Annotated in this window: 15 protein-coding genes; 7 read left to right on the forward strand and 8 right to left on the reverse strand. The window is 71.3% G+C overall.

Annotated features, from left to right (window positions below; genetic code table 11):
- Window positions 1-18: 18 nt before the first annotated feature.
- Window positions 19-624, reverse strand: a complete 606-nt coding sequence (locus BLU79_RS30380; protein WP_093909147.1) for a hypothetical protein — start codon at window positions 622-624, stop codon at window positions 19-21.
- Between the two features lie 4 nt (window positions 625-628).
- The gene (locus BLU79_RS30385) at window positions 629-1309 is read right to left on the reverse strand and encodes a nucleoside/nucleotide kinase family protein (protein ID WP_093909328.1); all 681 of its coding nucleotides are present in this window, start codon (window positions 1307-1309) and stop codon (window positions 629-631) included.
- A 115-nt stretch (window positions 1310-1424) separates the two neighbouring features.
- Here BLU79_RS30385 and BLU79_RS30390 point away from each other — a divergent pair, with 115 nt between their 5' ends.
- The 3 genes from BLU79_RS30390 to prcB all read left to right on the forward strand — a co-directional run bounded on the left by BLU79_RS30390 (window position 1425) and on the right by prcB (window position 4791).
- Window positions 1425-2921 (forward strand): hypothetical protein, encoded by a 1497-nt coding sequence (locus BLU79_RS30390; RefSeq protein WP_256333515.1) that lies wholly within the window; start codon window positions 1425-1427, stop codon window positions 2919-2921.
- Window positions 2918-3862, forward strand: coding sequence for a lysylphosphatidylglycerol synthase domain-containing protein (locus BLU79_RS30395; RefSeq protein ID WP_093909148.1), 945 nt, complete (start codon window positions 2918-2920; stop codon window positions 3860-3862). Before BLU79_RS30390 ends, BLU79_RS30395 begins: the two co-directional genes overlap by 4 nt.
- 74 nt (window positions 3863-3936) lie before the next feature.
- Window positions 3937-4791 (forward strand): proteasome subunit beta, encoded by an 855-nt coding sequence (prcB, locus tag BLU79_RS30400; RefSeq protein WP_093909149.1) that lies wholly within the window; start codon window positions 3937-3939, stop codon window positions 4789-4791.
- Between the two features lie 15 nt (window positions 4792-4806).
- Here prcB and BLU79_RS30405 read toward each other — a convergent pair whose 3' ends face one another.
- The 3 genes from BLU79_RS30405 to sthA all read right to left on the reverse strand — a co-directional run bounded on the left by BLU79_RS30405 (window position 4807) and on the right by sthA (window position 8932).
- Complete coding sequence (locus BLU79_RS30405; protein ID WP_093909150.1) at window positions 4807-5766, reverse strand: hypothetical protein; 960 nt, start codon at window positions 5764-5766, stop codon at window positions 4807-4809.
- A gap of 11 nt (window positions 5767-5777) precedes the next feature.
- A complete protein-coding gene (locus BLU79_RS30410) occupies window positions 5778-7250 on the reverse strand; it encodes an APC family permease (RefSeq protein ID WP_093909151.1) in 1473 nt (490 codons plus the stop codon).
- Window positions 7251-7528: 278 nt separating this feature from the next.
- Window positions 7529-8932 carry a Si-specific NAD(P)(+) transhydrogenase gene (sthA, locus tag BLU79_RS30415; protein WP_093909152.1) on the reverse strand — a complete coding sequence of 468 codons (1404 nt, stop codon included), beginning with the start codon at window positions 8930-8932 and terminating at the stop codon, window positions 7529-7531.
- Between the two features lie 172 nt (window positions 8933-9104).
- Here sthA and BLU79_RS30420 point away from each other — a divergent pair, with 172 nt between their 5' ends.
- On the forward strand, window positions 9105-10226 hold the full coding sequence (locus BLU79_RS30420; RefSeq protein ID WP_093909153.1) for a sulfite oxidase: 1122 nt from the start codon (window positions 9105-9107) through the stop codon (window positions 10224-10226).
- A gap of 87 nt (window positions 10227-10313) precedes the next feature.
- Here BLU79_RS30420 and BLU79_RS30425 read toward each other — a convergent pair whose 3' ends face one another.
- Window positions 10314-10520 (reverse strand): hypothetical protein, encoded by a 207-nt coding sequence (locus BLU79_RS30425; RefSeq protein WP_093909330.1) that lies wholly within the window; start codon window positions 10518-10520, stop codon window positions 10314-10316.
- Between the two features lie 132 nt (window positions 10521-10652).
- Window positions 10653-11861 (reverse strand): beta-1,3-glucanase family protein, encoded by a 1209-nt coding sequence (locus BLU79_RS30430; protein WP_093909154.1) that lies wholly within the window; start codon window positions 11859-11861, stop codon window positions 10653-10655.
- 489 nt (window positions 11862-12350) lie between these two features.
- Between BLU79_RS30430 and BLU79_RS30435 the strand changes: the two genes are divergently transcribed.
- Together BLU79_RS30435 and BLU79_RS30440 are read left to right on the forward strand one after the other, a co-directional pair.
- A complete protein-coding gene (locus tag BLU79_RS30435; RefSeq protein WP_093909155.1) occupies window positions 12351-13247 on the forward strand; it encodes a GNAT family N-acetyltransferase in 897 nt (298 codons plus the stop codon).
- 142 nt (window positions 13248-13389) lie between these two features.
- Window positions 13390-13716: a hypothetical protein gene (locus tag BLU79_RS30440; RefSeq protein ID WP_093909156.1), complete on the forward strand. Its 327-nt coding sequence runs from the start codon at window positions 13390-13392 to the stop codon at window positions 13714-13716.
- A gap of 16 nt (window positions 13717-13732) precedes the next feature.
- Here the strand turns inward: BLU79_RS30440 and BLU79_RS30445 are convergent, their stop codons facing one another.
- The gene (locus BLU79_RS30445) at window positions 13733-14638 is read right to left on the reverse strand and encodes an AraC family transcriptional regulator (protein WP_093909157.1); all 906 of its coding nucleotides are present in this window, start codon (window positions 14636-14638) and stop codon (window positions 13733-13735) included.
- A gap of 145 nt (window positions 14639-14783) precedes the next feature.
- Between BLU79_RS30445 and BLU79_RS30450 the strand changes: the two genes are divergently transcribed.
- Entirely contained in the window at window positions 14784-15545 is a 762-nt protein-coding gene (locus BLU79_RS30450; RefSeq protein ID WP_093909158.1) for an SDR family NAD(P)-dependent oxidoreductase, read from the forward strand.
- The last annotated feature ends 14 nt before the right edge of the window (window positions 15546-15559 follow it).

Raw genomic sequence — 15559 nt, forward strand, 5'->3', positions numbered from 1 at the left:
TTCCGCCGATCGTCGCGCTCACCACGGCAGGCCGAGCAGCCCCCACCCCCGCTGCTCGGCCTCGCCCACCACGGTCGCCCACTCGCGGAGCAGTACGGCGAACGCGTCGAAGTCCTCGATCCACCCGCCGGGACGCGCGGCGTGGACGGCGTACGCCTCACGCAGGCCCTCCAGCAGAGGTTCGGCGGTGGCCCACAGCGCGGCCAGCTCCGCCACAGCCTGCGGCGGGCACGCGACGAGCAGGCCCGGCCGCCAGGGGTCGGGATCGCCGTGGAGGAGGCCGTCCAGTGGCGGTGGCACGGAATCGTCGTGCCAGAACAGGCCCCGCAGGAACCCGTCGAGGCTCTCCCGGAGCTCGGGATCGGCGAAGTCCCGTACGTCCTCCCAGGCCTCCCCGGCCCAGAAGTGCGGCTTGTACGAGCCGCTGGTGCAGTGGAAGTCGTACCGACCGCACCAGGGCGGATCCGGCACCGTCGGCCATACCCATCCCGCATCCGGCGCCGCGTCCCAGTCGAGGTCGACGTCGGGAAACGCGGCGTCCTCCAGCAGGGGAAGCCGCTCACGCACCGGCGTCGCCTTCAGCCGCTCCCAGTCCACGGCCAGAACCGTGATGTCCAGCCCCATGCGGTCAGGCCCTCGCGCGGGCCGCCGGCGACTCCCGCCGGACGGGCAGCGCCGTGCCCGGCACCACCAGGTCGGCCCTGTCGCGGGTCTCGGCGATCAGCTCGGCGTTGCGCTGGTCCGAGCCCAGCACCCAGGCCACCGCCTGTTCGTGCGGCTTGCCGAACTCCTCGTGGCGGGCGATCAGTCGCCGGATGCGCTCGGGTTCGTCGAGCTCGCAGAACCACACCTCGTCCAGCTGCGAGCGCACCCGCGTCCACGCGTCCGTGCCCAGCAGCAGGTAGTTGCCCTCGGTCACCACCAGCCGGGCCGTCGGTTCCACCGGAACGGCGCCCGCGATCGGCTGCTCCAGGACCCGCTCGAAGCCGGGCGCGTAGACGGTGTCACCGCCGACCTCCTCATGCAGCCGCCGCAGCAGCGCCGCGTACCCGGCCGCGTCGAAGGTGTCCGGCGCGCCTTTGCGGTCCCGGCGGCCGAGTCGGTCCAGTTCGACGTCGGCGAGGTGGAAGCCGTCCATGGGCACATGCGCGACCCAGGGATCCCCGGCGCCGTTGAGCTCCCGCACCAGGTGCTCGGCGAGCGTCGACTTGCCCGCGCCGGGGCTGCCGGAGATGCCGAGGACGGCGCGGCGGCCGTCCCGGGGGAGGGAACGGGCTCGGGCGAGGAGGTCGGCGAAGGTCAGGGTCACACCGCAGAGTGTGTCACCCGCACGCGTCATGCACCTGGCCGAACTCCGCACGGCATGGAGATCCCCTACGGGTTAGTTTGTCCCTGTTTCGGACCTGCAGGGATAGGGGTGGACGATGACCCACGGCACGAAGCCCATGCTCGTGAGCATGGAGCGGCGCTACGGGGCGACCGTGCCCGGCGGGTTCTGGCGAGCGCGCGGCGACGGCCTGCTCGCGGCGGTGGCCGGCGCGTTCACCCTCGCCCAACTGCTCCTCGCGCGGCCCTCGATGGGCCTCGGCTGGGACGAGGTGGTGTATGTCAGCCAGGTCGGCACCGAGGCTCCGGCCGCCTTCTTCAGCGCGCCACGCGCGCGTGGCGTATCACTGCTGGTGTGGCCCATCGCCTCCTGGTCGTCGTCCACCATCCTGCTGCGCGTCTATCTCGCTCTGCTGTCCGGACTCGTCCTGTACCTGGTCCTGCGCGCCTGGCGCGGACTGTTCCCGCCCCGCGTCCTGGCCGGTGCGGGCGCCCTGTTCGCCACCCTGTGGGTGACCCTCTTCTACGGCCCGCAGGCCATGCCCAACCTCTGGGTCGCGTTCGGCGCCCTGCTCTGCGTCGGCTGCTTCCTGCGCGCCCGCACGGACCGCTCCGACGGACGGGCCCTGTGGGGGGTACTGGTCGGTGCCGCCGTGATGGCGTGGATGCGGCCCACGGACGCCGTATGGGTCGTGCTCCCCCTGGTCGTCCTTTCGGTGGTGCTACGGCACCGGCGGCTCGGGTTCGCCCTGGTGGCCGGCCTCGTGGCCGGGGGCGTCGAGTGGGTGGTCGAGGCGTTCGTCAGCTACGGCGGTCTGCGGGAGCGGCTGAACGAGGCCTCCCGGATCCAGGGCGACCTGGGCTGGAACCTCGCCGTCGACGACCAGCTGCGCAGCCTCGTCGGCAGCACCCTGTGCCGGCCCTGCGACGGAGAGATGCCCGACCCGGTCGTGTACGCCTGGTGGTTCGCCCTGCCCCTGCTCGCCGCCTACGGTCTGACGATCGCGTTCCTCGCCGGACGCACCACCCGCACCCTGGTCCCGCTGCTCTGCGCGGCGACGGCCGCCTTCCCGTACCTGTTCATGATCGGATACGCGGCGCCCCGCTTCCTCCTGCCCGCCTACGCACTGCTCGCCATTCCGGTCGCGGACGCGCTGCTCCACCTGGCCACCAAGCCGAACGGCCGGTGGCGCCCGGCGGTAGGGGCCGTGCTCGCCGTCGGGCTGGCCGGGCATCTGGCCGTGCAGTACGCCGTGTTGGACCGCACCGTGGACCGCAGCACCGCGGGCCGCCGGGACTGGGCCCGCTCCGCCGCCGAACTCCACCGCCTCGGCGTACGCCCGCCCTGTCTGCTCACCGGGCACGATGCCATCCCCGTCGCCTACTACACGGGCTGCGCGTCCGGCGCGACCCGCGGCCACAACGCCACCACCACGACGGCCGGGATCCTGCGGGCCACCCGCCGGGTCCCCGTCGGCGCCCTCACCGCCCCCGGCGGCAAACCACCCCGGTACGCCCGCCACTGGGAGCGGTACCGCCTCGACGGCCTGGAAGTCCGCATCGCCCCGGCGCTGGGCCCGGGCGGACCGCCATGACGCCGGATCAGCTCCTCGTCAGGCACCGGCGTGGACGTGCCTACTGGCACACCGCCCTCACGCTGACCGTCCTCGCGGCCGTGTTCTGGCTGGCCGAACACCACTGGCCGGCCATCGAATCCGGCGCGATCCGACTCGCCGTCGCCGACACCGGCTGGCTGCTGGTGGCCGCCGCGGCGACCCTGGCGACCTGGCCCTGCTCGGCGCTCGCCCTGCAGGGCGCGGTACCCGGTCCGCTGCCCCCGGCGCGGCTCGTCGCGGCGCAGTTCGCCGCCTCCGCCGCCAACCAAGTGCTGCCCGCAGGCCTCGGCGCGGGCGCGGTGAACCTGCGCTTCCTGATGCGCTGCGGCATCCCGGTCGCCGGTGCGGCCACCGCCGTCGCGGTCAAGGGCACGGCCGGCGTGATCGTGCGCGGCGCCCTGATCGCCGTACTCTGCGCGGCCGGCCCCGGTGTGCTGCACCTCCCGCAGGTCAGCGGGGGATACCTGGTCGCCGTGTGTGCCGTGGCCGTCGGTGCGGCCACTGTGCTGGCCGGCCCGCTGCGGGCCCGGTGCCGGCGGGCCCTGACAGCGGTGCGGGCGTACATCGCGGCCGTGCACGCGCGGCCGGCGAGGGCGGCGGCCCTGTGGGGCGGTTCGCTGGCCTTCGTGACGCTGCACTGCGGTGTGCTCGTCGCCGTCACCCGGGCGGTCGCCCTGCCCCTCGCGCCCGCCCGAGTGGCGCTGCTCTACCTCGCCGCCAGTACCGCCGCCGCCCTGTTGCCCACGCCCGGCGGACTCGGCTCCCTCGACGCGGTGCTCGTCCTCGCCCTCACCGCCGTAGGCGCCCCGGCCGCGGTGGCCGCCTCCGCCGTGCTCGGCTATCGGCTGCTGACGGTATGCCTGCCGCTCCTGCCCGGGCTGGTGGTGCTCGCGGTGCTCGTCCGGCGCCGGGCCCTGTGAGCGCCAACGGCGTTTCCCGGTAGGCCGGTTCAGGTAGGAGTCCGATTGTCGGCCCATGCTGGAGGGGGAGTGCCATGGCGAGCAGTGAGCATGAAGGGCGCTTGGGGGAGGAGTTCTTCACTCCGGGGACCTCGTCGTTCACGGAGTTCCTGGCGGCCCACCGACCGGCCCTGTTACCCATGCGTCGCCCCTTGGCCGACGGCGTCCGCGCCGCACCCGACCGCGTCCCGCACGGCACCACGGTGCTGGCCCTCACCTACCGCGACGGCGTGCTGATCGCCGGCGACCGCAGGGCCACCATGGGCAACCTCATCGCCCAGCGCGACCTGGAGAAGGTCCACCCGGCGGACGACCACACCGCCGTCGCCTTCGCGGGCACCGTCGGGCTAGCCCTGGACATGGTGAAGCTCTACCAGGTCGAGCTGAAGCACTTCGAGAAGATCGAGGGCATTCCCATGTCCCTCCAGGCGAAGGCGTCCCGCCTGGCCGCCATGATCCGGCAGAACCTCGGCCAGGCCATGCAGGGCCTCGCCGTCGTGCCGCTCCTCGCCGGGTACGACGTCAAGGCGCCCGAGGGCGGGCGAGGACGCATCTTCGACTTCGAGGTGACCGGCGGACCGTACGAGAAGTACGACTTCCACGCCGAGGGCTCCGGATCGCCGTACGCCCGAGGGGCGTTGAAGAAGCTGTTCCGCGTGGGCATGTCCCGGCACGAGGCGGCCCTGGCCGCGCTGCACGCGCTGTACGACGCGGCCGACGACGACTCCGCGACCGGCGGCCCGGACATCAACCGGCGGATCTTCCCCAGCGTCTCGGTGATCACGGAGGGCGGCTTCGAGCGGCTTGCCGAGACGGAGACGGAGGAACTGAGCCGGGAGATGGTGGAGCAGCGCCGCAGCCGTCCGGACGGTCCGAACGCCGCTCCCTGACCGGGGGCGTCCGCGTCACCGGCGCAGGCCCACCTCCCCCCGCCACTTCACGAACTGCTTCTCCGGATCGCCGGTGTAGCTCCACGGAGCACGCGTGGCCCGTCGCCCCAGCATCCGGAACAGGGACGCGGCGATGTCGTGGACCCCGGCCTGACAGGCCGCGTGCGCCAGGTAGTTGAGGTCGCGCAGCTCGCCGGGGGCCACCTCGGCGGAGGCGCGGTGGGAGATCCAGCGCTCCCAGGTCCGGCGTACGTCGCTGACGGCGCCGTCGTGCCTCCAGTGCTGGCCGAGCCCCATGGCGGCATGCTGCCCCTTGGCCGCGTCCAGGGCGTAGCGGAACTCCTCGACCCGGGCGTACTGCACGAGCACCGGGAGCGGGCAGCCGGGCGGTGCGACTCCGGCGGCGTCGCGGGCGAAGTCGTACATCAGGCCATGGGTGCCGTGCCAGCGCGCGGAGTAGTAGTGCAGCACCTGAAGGTGCCCCTCCACGCTGTACGGGTCGCGTTGGTGCAACTCGTCCCACCAGCGCCCCAGTTCCTGCCGCCGTACGCCCGACGCGTACAGCCGGGCGACGGAGATCAGCGAGATCCACGGCGTCGGGTCGTCCGGGTAGGAGTCGGCGGCCTTGAGGCACGACAGCACCGCGGTGTCGATGCGCTGCTCGTCGATCGCCACGCCCCGCCCCGCGGTGATCGCCAGATTGAACGCCCGGGTCGTCTCCGTGGCCGCCCGCAGCACCAGCGCGTCGGAGCTGTGCGGTTCGGCGGCCAGCCACGACTCCACCGTCGAACTGCCCGCACAGGCCTGCGCGAGCAACCGGACCCGGTGGCCCCGCACCAGCCAGTCGGGACCGGTGGCACGCAGCAGCTCCCGCAGCCCCTGCCAGCGGCCGATGACGATGTCCTGGCGGGCGCAGGTGAGCGGCGCGTCCCCGCAGTCGGGATCGAAGTCGGGAGCGAAGCGGTCTCTCGCCATCGAGGGCTCCCTCAGAAGTCGGTGGAAAGACCCTCGTGGACAAGGGAGTCGGTGTCGCCGCGGCCGGCGGGAACATAGTCCGCCTCGACGGTCCGCGCGGCGTCCAGCTTGGCCGGCCGGTAGTAGTCGCTGCCCTGCCGCCAGTACCAGAACATCGGGATCAGCCCGGCCGCCAGGCCGCCGATGCCGATCGCGAGCGCGGAAGGGCTCAGCTCGCCCAGCGACTCGACGAAGATCCAGAACATGAACAGCGCCCCGAACAGCGGCCACAGACCGCCGAACACGAAGTTGCCCACCGACTTCAGCAGCATCCTGCGATAGGCGACGACCACCGCGAGCCCCGTCAGCCCGTAGTAGACGGCGATCTGCAGCCCGATCGCCGAGATGGCGTCGGAGAGGATGTCGCCCACCGTGCCCAGGGCGTTGGAGGCGATGAACATCGCCAGCGCCACCACGCCGACCACCGCGATGGCCACCCACGGCGTGTTCCACCGGCGGTGCACCTTGCCGAGCGCGGACGGCATCGTACGGTCCCGGCCCATCGCGAACAGCGAGCGCGTGACCTGGATGAGCGTGGTCTCCAGGGTGGCGATGGTGGACAGCATCACCGCCACGATCAGCAACTTGCCGCCCCAGCCCGGCCAGATCTCCTCACCGAGCACGGCCAGCACATTGGCGTCGTTCTCCTGGATCTGCGTCGAGGAGAGGATGACGTTCACCGCGATCGTGAACACCTCGAACAGCAGGAACACGATGCCCACCCCGATGAGCCCCGCGAGGCCCGTCGTACGGCGGCTGTTGCGCGTCTCCTCGCTGAGGTTGCTGGTGACGTCCCAGCCCCAGTAGTAGAACGCGGCGATCAGCGCCCCCGAGGCGAACCCCGTCACCCCGTCGAAGTGGCCGAAGCCGAGCCAGGACCAGTCGAACGCCCGGGCACTTCCCGAGTGGAAGAGGGCGAGGACGGCGAACAGGGCCAGTATGGCCAGCTCGACACCGGACATCACGAGCTGCGCCCGGACGGTGAGACGGGCGCCGCCCAGCACCACGAACAGCATGATCAGGAACCAGCCGGCGCCGACCAGCGTCGACAGCGCGGTGTTCTCCGCGAGTTCCTCGTCGAAGAGGGCCAGCGTCATCGACCCGGCGGGCAGGGAACCGGCCACCATGAAGATGGTCGCCGAGATCACCAGCGCCCAGCCGCTGATGAACCCGAGGAACGGGTGCAGCGTCCGCCCGACCCACGAGTAGCTGGCGCCCGCGTTCACGTCGATCCGGCTGAGATAGCTGAAGGCCAGGGCGATGCCCAGCATGGGTATCGCGCAGTACAGCAGTGCGGCCGGACTGGCCAGCCCCACCGCCGAGACGAGGACCGCCGTGGTCGCGGCGAGCGAGTAGGCCGGGGCGCTGCCCGCGACCGCCATCACCACCGTGTCGAACGTACCGAGGACATTGGCCTGCAGCCCTCTGCCCCTGTTGTTGCTCATGGATGCGCTGCTCTCCGTCTTGCACGGCGCGAGGGCGACCAGGCCCCGACGCGTTGGGGGGGTGGGGTGGTACAACGCCACGAACCGGAGAGGGTTGACCTCGGGCAGGGGCGGCAAAGAAGGGTGGCGGACACTGTACGCCGTTGCGTCGCCGTGCAGTCACGCCGTGTGTGCGAGTGATGATAGCCACATTCTTGAGGCTTCAAGAGCGCACGTCGGAGACTTCGCGAGCGTGCACCGGGTGGCGATGTGGGCCACCGGGGGAGCCCGGTCGGGGCTCAGTCCCCGATCCGGTCGATCTGCCGCAGCCGGTTGGTGGCGTCCAGGGCCGCGACCTTGTACGACTCCGCGAGCGTCGGGTAGTTGAACACCGCGTCGACCAGATAGTCGACCGTTCCGCCGCACCCCATCACCGACTGCCCGATGTGAATGAGCTCCGTCGCCCCCGTACCGAAGCAGTGCACTCCGAGCAGCGTGCGGTCCTCGGGCGAGACCAGCAGCTTCAGCATGCCGTGGGAGTCACCGATGATCTGCCCCCGGGCCAGTTCGCGGTAGCGCGAGATGCCCACCTCGAACGGCACCCGCTCCTCGGTGAGCTGGTCCTCGGTCCGCCCCACGAAGCTGATCTCGGGGATGGTGTAGATGCCGATCGGCTGCAGGTTGTGCATCCGGCCGACGGGCTCCCCGCAGGCGTGGTACGCCGCCGACCGGCCCTGCTCCATCGAGGTCGCGGCCAGTGCCGGGAAGCCGATGACGTCGCCGACGGCGTAGATGTGCGGCACCTCGGTGCGGTAGTGCTCGTCGACCGTGATCCGACCGCGCGGGTCCGCGGTCAGCCCGGCCTTGTCCAGGTCGAGTTCGTCGGTGAGGCCCTGCCGGCCCGCCGAGTACATCACCGCGTCGGCGGGGATCTTCTTGCCGCTCTCCAGGATGGTCAGCGTCCCGCGCGGATGCCGCTCGACCGCGGCGACGGTCTCCCCGAAGCGGAACGTCACGGCGAGGTCCCGCAGGTGGTACTTGAGCGACTCGATCACCTCGATGTCGCACATGTCGAGCATCCCGGCGCGCTTCTCCACCACGGTGATCTTGCTGCCGAGCGCGGCGAACATGCTGGCGTACTCCATGCCGATCACGCCGGCACCCACGATGACCATGGAACGCGGTACCCGCTCCAGCGCCAGGACGTTGTCCGAGTCCATGATCGTCCGCCCGTCGAACTCCACACTGCTCGGCCGCGCGGGCCGGGTGCCGGTGGCGATGACGATGTGCTCGGCGGTCAGCAGCCGCTCATGGCCGGTGACCTCGCGCAGGGCGACGGTGTGCGGGTCGACGAAGTGGCCCGTCCCGGCGTACAGGGAGACGTGGTTGCGGGACAGCTGGCTGCGAATGACGTCCACCTCACGGCCGACCACGTGCTGGGTGCGGGCGGTCAGGTCGGCGACGGTGATGTCCTCCTTGAGCCGGTAGCTCTGCCCGTACAGATCGCGCTGGGTGAGACCGGTCAGGTACAGCACCGCCTCGCGCAGCGTCTTGGAGGGGATGGTCCCGGTGTGGATGGAGACGCCGCCGACCATGTCGGGGCGATCGACGACGGCGACCCGGCGGCCCAGCTTGGCCGCGGCGATGGCGGCCTTCTGGCCACCCGGTCCGGATCCGATGACGAGCATGTCGAAGTCGGGCACCCTCCGGAGTCTGACAGCCGGAGGACCCCTTACGAAAGGGTGAGCCGGAAACCATTGCCGGTGTGAAATGTCCGGGGTGGAACGGAGTTTGCGTCAGCTCGCCGCCGAGACAGGCCCGTGCGGTTGCGGCGAACCGGCGCGATTGCGCGGGTCAGGGTCGATAATTGCGGGTATGGGTCATCGACTCGCCGACGCGAGCGCACCGGCCCGGCTGGCCGCCCCGGACGAGGGCATCGGCCGGGACGAACTCGCGCTCGCGACCCGCAACCACGGCCTGCCGCTCGAAGCACTGCGCTACGACGTCACCCCGCCGGGCCTGCACTACGTCCTGACCCACTACGACATCCCGTACGTCCCCGACGACACCCCCTGGCACCTGACCCTCGCCGGCCGGGTCCGCCGCCCGCTGCGTCTCGACCTGGCCGACCTGCGGACGTTCCCGCAGGTCACCACCCGGGTCACGCTGGAGTGCGCGGGCAACGGCCGCGCCCTGCTGACCCCGCGACCGGTGAGCCAGCCCTGGCTCGTCGAGGCGGTCGGCACCGCCGAGTGGACGGGCGTACCGCTGCGTCTGCTGCTGGCGGAGGCCGGAGTCGACCCCGACGCCGTCGAGGTGGTCTTCACCGGCGCCGACCACGGAGTCGAGCGCGGAGTCGAGCAGGACTACCAGCGCGCCCTCCCGCTGGACGTGGCCATCGGCAGCGAGCCCGAGGTGCTGGTCGCGTACGCGATGAACGGCGCCCCGCTGCCCCCGCAGCACGGCCGTCCGCTACGACTGGTCGTGCCCGGCTGGTACGGCATGGCGCACGTGAAGTGGCTGCGCGAGGTCACCGCCGTCGATGAGCCGTTCACGGGATTCCAGCAGGCCGTGGCCTACCGGCTGCGGCAGCACCGTGAGGACGAGGGCGAGCCGGTCACCCGCATCGCCCCTCGCGCCCTGCTCGTCCCACCCGGCTTCCCCGACTTCATGTCCCGGGCGCGGGTGGTCCGGCCCGGCCCGGTCGCTCTGGAGGGGCGTGCCTGGTCCGGGCGGGCGCCGGTGACGCGCGTCGAGGTCAGCACGGACGCGGGGCGTACCTGGCGGGAGGCCGAGCCGGCGCCGGACGCCGGTCACCGGTGGGCCTGGCGCCGCTGGCGGTACGAGTGGACGGCGGCCCCGGGCGACCATGTGCTGAGCGCACGGGCCACCGACGCCGACGGGCACACACAGCCACTGGAGCAGCCCTGGAACCGCGGGGGCTTCGCCAACAACCTCGTGCAGCGGGTGCCGGTGCTGTGTGCGGACGAGGAGTGAGTCCGCGGCCAGGGCGCGGCGAGCGCGAAGGGCCGCCCCGGGTGTCGGCTCGTACCCGGGGGCGGCCCGCGCGGATCGTGGCAGGCCCTAGGGCAGCAGCTTGTCGAGGGCGGACGGACCCTCGGCCTCCAGCTTCCGCTTGGCCCATTCCAGGTTGCGAGGGGTGATGTCCTTGCCTGAGGCAAGCACGATGTCCTCGGGTGACACTTCGGTGCCGGTGCGGGCGTGGAGCAGGGCGTCCGGGGTGGTGCGGTCCTCGGACGGCCCGGATGTTTCGGGCTGGGACGTCGGCATCATCTCTGCTCCTCAAAGGATCCGGATGACTTCTTCGGGCCCGGTGCGGTCATCGGGTCTGCTATCACCATTCAACGCCTGAGCGGACCCTGCATCCGGAGGCGCCGAAACCCCGCCCCGTCCCGCACCGCGTCAGCCCTCGAAGGACGTGAGCGTGAGCGTGATCCCCGTCGGCGCCGTGTCCTGGATGTACGACGCGAAGTCGGCCACGTCGTCGAAGGCGAAGCCGTACGCCTTGCCGTCCTCGGTGACCGTGTGCATCGCCTTGGCGTAGTGGTTGGTCAGGTCGGTCCGGTAGAAGGTGGCGGGGTCGGTCGTGGGCTGGGCGGGATGGCTGAGCAGCGTCGAGCGGTTGAATCCGGCGCCCAGCACGGCGGCGACGGGGCCGGTGGTGCCGTCGTTGGGGGCGGCGAGAGTGCCGTCACAGAACAGCACGTCCCGGGTCGACGGCTTGGCGAAGGACACCTGGGCGGGCCCGTCGAAGGTGAACCGGTCACCGCGCACCCGGCCCGTGAACGTACCCGCGTTGGTGGTGACCGTGAGGTCCCGCCCGGTGTACGTGCCCCACACCTCGTCGATGTACGGGGCGAGGTAGTCCTTGGCGAACAGACCGGCGTCCAGGCCGTGCCCCGGGGCGATGACACGCGTGTCGTCCACGACGAGCGGCGCGAACTCCTCCACCTGCCGGACCGCGGCGAACGCGGCCGCGCGCCCGCCCGCCCGCAGCGTGCCCGTCGTCTGGTCCTTGGCGCCGGTCAGCCGGATGCTCAGGGGCACGCTGAACATGTCGACCATGGTGGTGTTGCAGAACATGCCGGCGGCGTTGAAGGTGAACTCGGCACAGTCGTGCACCACCGGGTGGTTGGGGTCCGACGTCACCCAGCCCGCCGGGTACTGGAGCGCCGCGTTGCCGTTGCCGTCCGCGACGGCCTTGAACTTGAGCTTCTGGCCGAGCGCCACATAGATCCGGCCGGACATCTGGGGGAGGGACAGCCGGGTCTCGCCGCTGCCGGCCAGGCTGATGGCGTAGTCGGTGAAGCCGTCGGGGCCGTTGTCCGCCAGGGCGATCGGCGCGAGGGCGCCGTCGGGCGTGACGCGTACCTGCCTGCCGTCCTGGTTGCCGACGATGTAGACGTGGACGTTCGCGTTGCCGAAGGAGCCACTGTTGTTGACGATCGTCAGGGGCAGTGACGCCGCCGCGGCACGAGTGTCGCCGTCAGTGGGGGTGCCCGCGAGGGCGTACGGCGCCACGACGGCAGCGGTGGGAACGGCCACGGCCGCGCCGCCGAGAGCGAAGAGAAGCCTGCGTCGACCGAGTGGGCGCTGATGACGGGATGTCATGTGGGGGGTCTCCCGGAGTGCTTGTGCGGGTGCTTGGGCCTCGGTGGGGAGGCGAAGGGCGAGCGAGCCGCCTGGTGTGAGAGCGCTCTCACACCACCCGTCACCGCCACCGATGGGCCCCGATGCTACGCACAGTCCCCGTGGGGGCCAACGGTTGTCGCTACGCCTCAAATGCCCCTGAGCTGCGGGAACTTGAAAGCCCACAGAATGGGCACGACTGCTTAACCCTCGTCTAAGGCTCACTTAAGTCCGGAAGGCTCCTGAGAGCGCTCCCTGATGCCAAGGCGGGCTGTTCTTCAAGCGCCGAGAAAATCCGTGGACGTGTCCTGGAAAGATCACGTACGGTGTGGCTCCACGCCTTGAGACGGACGGAAGGAGGCGAGTGCCGTGCAGTTCACACCTTTCCAGCGCTCCCTCTCCCGTTGCCCCGGCGTGGTCCGTGAGATCTGACCGGGAGCGCTCCAAGCAGCCTGCTTCCCGGAGGAATCCGTGACCGATCTGGTCATTCGCGCGCTCTCTGCGAGCGACGCCCATCTCTTCGACGCACACCCCGACCCGCTCGGCGCCCGTGAGGGGCACCGGCGGACCCGGTTCCGCCCCGAGTGGCAGCGGGTGGCCCTGCGCGACGGCACGGTCGTCGCTCGCGGCGCCTGGTGGGGCGGCCCCGACGACGCGGAGCCCGTCAACATCAACTGGTTCGACGTGGCCGAGGGCGAGGAGGAGGCCGGCGCCGAACTCCTGCGCTCCGCCCCCTGGCAGGTCGAACTCGAGCTCAACCTGCCCAGCGGCTGGCGGGACGATCCCGATCTGAAGGCCGCCGCCGAGGCCCGCTTCGGCGCCGCGCGGGCCGCGGGCTACGAACTCCTCGTGGAACGCTTCCTGTACCGCTGGACCCCGGAGCTCGGCCTGCCCGAGCGCCCAGGACGCCTGCGCTTCCGCGCCGAACCGGACGACGCGGTCTTCTTCGACGCGCTGCGCCGTATCCACTCCGCCACCTTCGACGCCCACGCACTGCGGGCAGTCCAAGAGGGCGGCCTCGACCAAGCCGCCCAGGAGGAACTCGACTTCTTCCACTGGTGCCCGTCCCCACGGGAGTGGTGGCAGCTCGCGCACACCCCGGACGGCGAACTCGCCGGCATCCACATCCCGGCGCACAACCCCTCCGGTCCGACGATCGGCTTCATCGGCGTCGTCCCGGAACAGCGCGGGCACGGCTACGCCTACGACCTCCTCGCGGAGTGCGCCCACTTCCTCGTCCAGCAGGGTGCGGAGTTCATCAGCGGAAGCACGGACCGGGGCAACTTCCCCATGGCCGCGAACTTCGCCAAAGCGGGCTTCCCCGTTGTCAAGGAACGCATCAACTTCCATGTGGCGGGCCGGGTGTAGCGAGGCGTAGAGGCGGTCGAGCTCGGCCCTGAGGGGCGGTGGACGACAGACGGTCCGGTCCGAGAGCTGGTCCGGGCCGTTTGTCAGTGCCGGGTGGCATGCTGGCGGACGGTGTGATCGACAGCCTGCGAGGGAGGCGAGCATGGGGTCCGGCGGCGAGGTCTGGCAGGTGCGCGGCGGCGACGTGCCGGTCGGGGAGATCCTGATCGACGAGGCCGACTTCCCCTGGCTGTCGGGCCATTTCACGCCCGGCCCGGGGTACGCCGCGATCCGTGACCTGTTCACCCGTGAACTCGCCCTGCTGGAGCGGGACCTGGAGGAGCACCGGGAGGAATGGGAGGCGGCCTACGACGAGATCCGAAGACGCGTCTCCCTGTCCTCACCGGAGGGCCCTGTCGCCGAGTTCCTGCTGCACATCGAGGGTGACCGGGCCTGGTTCCGGTGGAGCGACGAGCCGTTCGAGGACTAGTCGTTCGAGGACTGGCTCAAGGGAGGACACCCGCGGGCGTGCGCACGGCATCGCGCAGGCGGACGGCGTCCTGGCTGGGCGCCGCGCCGAACTGGCGGCGGTACTCCCGGCTGAACTGGGACGGGTTGTCATAGCCGACGCGTCGGCCGACCCCGGTCACGTCGCCCGGGTGGGTGGCGAGCAGCAGCCGGGCCTCCTGGAGCCTGATCTGTTTCTGGAACTGGATGGGGCTCATCGCGGTCACCGCCTGGAAGTTGCGATAGAAGGCGGAGGCGCTCATGCCGGACATCCGTGCCACGTCTTCGACCCGGAAGGGCTGCGCGTAGTGCTCGCGGATCCAGCGCACGGCTCGGGAGACGTGGGTGAGGCCGCTGTCGGCGAGGCCGAGCTGGCGAACCGTCGCCCCCTGCTCACCGGAGATGACACGCCACAGGATCTCGCGTTTGACCAGCGGGGCGAGTACGGCCCGGTCGCGGGGCTCGTCGAGCAGGCGCAGCAGCCGCACCACCGCGTCGAGTAGCGCGTCGGGAGCGTCGCTGACGGCGATCCCGGACGGTGCGGCCCCACCGGTGCGCGGGGTGTCTCCGGGCCCGGCCCGGAGCAGCAACTCGGCGACGGCGGACGGGTCCAGGGTGAGGCCGAAGCCCAGTGCGGGGTGCTCGGAGTCGGCGTGGAGGAACTGACCGGTGACCGGGAGGTCGACCGAGGCCACCAGATACTGCCCGGGGCCGTACTCGAAGACCCGGTCGCCCAGAGCGAGCCGTTTGGCGCCCTGGGCGATGACGGCCAGCACCGTGCCGGACATCGAGGGCGCCGGGGGATCGGGCCGGTCGACCTTCGAGATGAGGACGCCGTCGATCGCGGTGGTCCAGTCGGGGCGGGCGTGCCGGGCCAGCAGCACACGGAGCTCTTCCAGTGGCATACGGCCATTGCAGCACGCTTTGTGCGGTGGCCCCCGGAGGCGGGAGGATCGTGCAAGTACCGGCGACCATCGTTCTAACGTTTCCGCAGGTCACGTGGGTTGAATGGAGTCACAACACCGCTTCCGTTCACTCATAGGAGAGACCATGAAGATCGCCGTTGTCACCGGCGCCAGCTCCGGCATCGGGCAGAGTGCCGCCGTCGAGATCGCCAAGCGCGGGGTCGGAGTGATCCTGACCTACGGGAACAACGCGCGTGGCGGGAAGGAGACGGTTGCCGCCATCGAGCGGGCGGGCGGCACCGCCGTGGCGCTGCCGCTGGACGTCGGTGCGAGCGACACGTTCGACGCCTTCCGCGACACCGTGGCCGGCGTGCTGCGGAACACCTGGGGGCGCGACACCTTCGACTACCTGGTCAACAACGCGGGAATCGCGCAGACGGCCTTGATCGAGGACATGACCGAGGAGATGTTCGACCGGCTGACCCGGGTCCTGCTCAAGGGGCCGTACTTCCTGACTCAGAAGCTGCTGCCGCTGATGGCGGACGGCGGCGCCGTCGTCAACACGAGCAGCAACTCGGCAGCGACCACCACCGGCCTGGAGCCCGGCTACTCGGCCTACGCGACCATGAAGGGCGGCCTGGACGTACTCACCCGCTACATGGCCAAGGAGTTCAGCGGCCGCGGCATCCGGGTCAACGCGGTCTCGCCCGGCGCGACCCGCACCCGCCTCGCCGACGACGCCTTCACCCGGTTCCCGGAGGTCGTCCCGGCCCTCGCCGCGAAGACCGCGTTCGGCCGGGTCGGGGAACCCGACGACATCGGGGCGATGATCGCCACGCTGGTCTCCGACGAGAGCCGCTGGGTCACCGCCCAGAACATCGAGGTGTCGGGCGGCTACAACCTCTAGGCCCCCGTCCGCCG

Origin of the sequence: Streptomyces sp. cf386, from assembly GCF_900103585.1 — a bacterium.
Classification (GTDB): domain Bacteria; phylum Actinomycetota; class Actinomycetes; order Streptomycetales; family Streptomycetaceae; genus Streptomyces.